This window comes from Candidatus Jidaibacter acanthamoeba (genome assembly GCF_000815465.1).
Lineage (GTDB): Bacteria > Pseudomonadota > Alphaproteobacteria > Rickettsiales > Midichloriaceae > Jidaibacter > Jidaibacter acanthamoebae.
The window spans coordinates 1-4184 of the sequence record NZ_JSWE01000247.1 but is presented as its reverse complement, the minus strand read 5'-3'; the positions used below and the strand labels follow the sequence as shown (position 1 = coordinate 4184).

At 30.2% G+C, this 4184-nt stretch carries 4 protein-coding genes; 3 read left to right on the top strand and 1 reads right to left on the bottom strand.

Translation table 11 applies throughout. The annotated features are described in order from the left end of the window. The 3 genes from NF27_RS12710 to NF27_RS10870 all read left to right on the top strand — a co-directional run. The coding region (locus NF27_RS12710; protein ID WP_039459630.1) for a hypothetical protein at window positions 1-293 on the top strand (293 nt) is incomplete at its 5' end. Window positions 294-376: 83 nt separating this feature from the next. Beyond that, the gene (locus NF27_RS12705; protein ID WP_161791872.1) at window positions 377-544 is read left to right on the top strand and encodes a transposase; all 168 of its coding nucleotides are present in this window, start codon (window positions 377-379) and stop codon (window positions 542-544) included. Between the two features lie 245 nt (window positions 545-789). Continuing rightward, a complete protein-coding gene (locus tag NF27_RS10870; protein ID WP_039459627.1) occupies window positions 790-4017 on the top strand; it encodes a leucine-rich repeat domain-containing protein in 3228 nt (1075 codons plus the stop codon). 93 nt (window positions 4018-4110) lie between these two features. Here the strand turns inward: NF27_RS10870 and NF27_RS13350 are convergent. Beyond that, window positions 4111-4184: DNA-3-methyladenine glycosylase I (locus NF27_RS13350; RefSeq protein WP_161791776.1), on the bottom strand; the 74-nt coding region annotated here is incomplete at its 5' end.

Genomic DNA, 4184 nt, shown 5'->3' with positions numbered 1-4184 from the left:
ATATATTCATTGAATTTAATAATCAAGCCGACTTTGCTTTATTTAAGCTTTTTTGGGATGATACCTATCCGGGGCTTATTCTTGAATATAGTTATGGAGCTTCAGATATTGATGGTACCCCAGTAAAAATAAAAATGGATGCGCAGATATTCTACGAAGAAATTATACCGGCTTTGAGCGAATTTAAGCAAGCCGAGGAACTTGAGAATAATTTTCAACTAAGAAGTTTTAGACGCTCGTTAGAGTTGTCGTCAAGCTCTTCTTCTGATAATGAGAATTGTTTGCTTATGTAATTAATTCAATTTCAATGTTTGCAGGGGTGAAGTGGATACCCTAAATAAAGCAGGTTATGTTAGAAGTAAGGAAATAAAATATAATGCCTGAAGTAAAGCAAAAAGGATACTCTGGGGAATTTAAGGAGCCAGCAGCAGAGCTAGCTAATGAGTCATCGCAATCAATTGCACAAACAGCAAGGGAGTCAGGCATTAATGTTAATACTTATTTACTTGGATTGATAAATATTCAAAACCTAAGAATCCGGTAATGAAGCCTAATGAATATATATGACGAAGTAAATCAATTGAAAAAGGAGATAGTAAAATTAATACAGGAAATAGCCCAATTAAAAAAGGTATTATTACTTAAATCGGAATTAAACAATACTTTCTTTTTACTTATCCGGGGCAAGTAAGGTTTACAGATGTGCTAAAAGAATTAAAATTAAAGGAGTAGCCTTAAGAGTAAAGAAAAAATATAATTCTACTTTACAGTAAAATAAAGCAAGTTCCTATGAAGCAAAATGAGACTATTAATAATCATGATAATATAATAGATCAACAAAATAGATTTAAATTAGCTTGTAAAGAAAAAAATCATTCAGTTATATTAGAATTACTTAAACTTCGACCTGAATTATTGGATTCAGTGGATAATAGAACAGCTTCCTTTTTATTTTTATTACCTAGCCAAGCTTTGGTTGATATTTTAAAAAATAATTGGAAATCTCCTGTACTTAACTTACAAGGCTTCATAATTGGTAAAGAGGAAGCTGAGGTTTTAGCTTATATATTAAAGGACAACAAGATTATTACTTATGTCAACTTATTGCGCACTAATATAGGTAGTAGGGGGATAAAAATTTTAGCTGGAACGCTAAAACAGAATAAAATTATTAAGGCAATTAATTTGGGGGAAAACTATCTTCAAGACGAGGGAGCATATTATGTAGCTGAAATACTAAAAGAAAACAAAAGTATTACCACGATTAGCTTACAGCATAATAATATTGAAGATGAAGGAGCAATATCGCTTGCAGAGGCCATCATAATAAACGGGAGAACTTCTAAAATAAATCTAAGTGATAATAAAATAGGGCAGAGGGGAAGCATTGCATTGATTGAAGCATTAATGCAGATAGATAGCATTAATTATGTTAACCTGGGAGGTAATAATTTAGGGGATAAATGTGTAAAAGCTTATTGTAAAATGCTAGAGAGTAATAAAAGCATTGCTAGTATTAATTTGGCTAATTGCAAAATAGGAGTAGAAGGTCTCAAAGCTTTAATAGATGTATTAAAAGACAATAATAAGGTCATTACTTCTCTTGATCTGGAAGGAAATAATATAACAGATGAAGGTATAAAATTATTATCTGAAATACTAATTAATAATGAAAGCATTACTCATGTTAATCTTAGTAATAATAAAATAGGAGAAAAAGGCGCTGAGTATCTAGCTAATGTTTTAACTAAAAATCATACGATTATTTCAATTAATTTAAGGGGGAATCAATTAAAGGATCAAGGGATAAAAACACTATGTACAGGACTAAGTAATAATCAAAGTATTTATATTTTTGATATAAGTAAAAATCAGATTGGAGGAAGTGGTGCTAATCATATAGGAAAATTGTTGGATGGAAATTGTAGGTTTACTTCAATTAATCTAATGGAAAACAATTATAAAGTAGGAGGAATAAAATTATTATTAGAAATATTAGAAAAGAAAAAAACTATTCTTTCAACTGATCTTACAGATATTTCTATAACCAAAAAAGACAAAAATCTATTAGAACTACAAAAAAAATTAAAAACACATGTGAGTAAAAATAACCAAATACTAGAAGATACTTGTAAAGCAGTTGAAGAAGTAAGCTTAATAAATATCAATCTTCCTAAAATACAACTATTTTTACGGATGATTAGTGGGAAGGTTGCCAGTTATGAGCAAGATAATGAAGTAAAATCAAGATATGAAAGAATAAAAAGAGAGATAAATGATTATTACAATTTTAATTTTTTGAGGCTAAGAGGTATAGTAAAAAATGCACAAAGTACTGAGCAAACAGGTATAGTATTGCCAACTGAAGTATGGGGGTTGATAGGTAGTTACTTAACACCTTATAATCCTACTAGAAGCTCTGCTAACAATATTTCTCAAAACAAAATAGATAGCAAGAACAATACACACGATAATTACAGGAAAGAACCTATACTACATAAGTTTGAAGTTCAAAGAAAGATAGTTCAAGATAGAAATACTAAGAATCAAATTTCTTCCTCAAATTTAAGACTTAATACAAGAAAGGGAAAAGAGAAGGTGATAGGTAAACAGAGTGTTTTAACTAGACCGTATAGTAAGCATGATAAAAAACTTAGAATATTGGACTTAATCGCCGAGCTTATGTGCGGTAATGAGAAAAGCACAGCTTTATGTTTGTATGAAGCAGAGGTCTTTATTGCTAGTAATAATGAAACTAACTATGAGTTGATAACAGAAAGTATGAACTTCTTTAACTATATTGTAAGGAAAAACCTTTCTTATGAAGATGCCTGGAAAAATAAAGATGTAGCAGAATGGAGGAAAACTTTAAAAGAAAAATTAATTAATGAAAAGTTAAAAGATTACACTAATCCCGATATTATAGAAATAATGTCTTTGAAACAATGTTTAAAGGAAACAAAACAAAACCTTTTAAATATGAGAGGACAATTAGATAAAAATGTGAAAGTTAAAGACTCCATAGAGAAAAAATATAGCTATTCTAAAGCACAGATTGAATATCAAAGAACAACCCTAAACCAAGTAGAAAGAAGTCTAGGTAGCTTGGTTAAGGAAAATGAGCTAATTAAAACACATATAATACAGACTGAGCAACAGCAAATAGTAGAAACCAAGATTAGACCCTTTGAAAAAAGTGTAGATAATGATAGACAAATAATAAAAGCATATAAAAATAAGAAGCATAACTTGGCTAAGCAAATACAGAAGAAATTGAATCAAATAGGTAATAAGATTTCTAATGAAATGCACGAAGTTATTAAGTATCTAACTATGGAAAATGAAGGTAATAGTATATTGCGTGAAGCATTGAAAAGTGAATGGGTATATGTAAATCATAAGCAGAATAATAGGAGTTTTTGTAATGAAGTTACTAAGCCTTTAGCGTTTACTAGTAATAAAAAATATCCTAAAGGTATCCATCCAATAATGAGAATTTTACAGTATATTGATGATGTAAATGATCTGGAAGAAAATTCAGAAGTACTTCTTGATCTGCAATCATCACTTTACATGGGAAGTGCAAATCTTTGTTGCAGAAATTGTACAACAGTTATTCAGCAAATTAATAATAGAAACACTCAACATAGCATACAAGTGAGTGATAGGGAAGTAAACCATAGTATCGAAGCTAGAGAAGCTCATGAATGGCCTCGCCCCCTTTTTATATCAAAATATAAAAACTTAGGCATTAATCTTTTAAAAATAGATGAGGTTACCAGGAGCACTAATGTAGCATCCTCTTTAGGTATCGGCTCTTCTTCTGGTATTCAAGATATTAAAGAAATACCCGCGAAGAAGACATTCTCTGAAAGGCAAGTATCTAAAGTAGAAAGAGTCCCTCATGCTAAACAAAACTTTAGTACTAACCATAAAATTAATAATCCTAAAAAGCAATGGAGAGAAATTATAGGTAGCAAACCGCTAGATTCTGATGTGAATTTATCTAGGCAATAAATAGCGGCAAGTAAAGGCTAAGTTATTATGGGTTTCTAGGTGAGAAAAAATACCAAGAAGCATAGGAGTTTTTATAAGCAAGAGAGGTATAATTTAAACCAGTTTATGTCTGAAGCAACTTACTAAGTGATCATTTACCATCCCAACCGCTTGCATATATGCATATA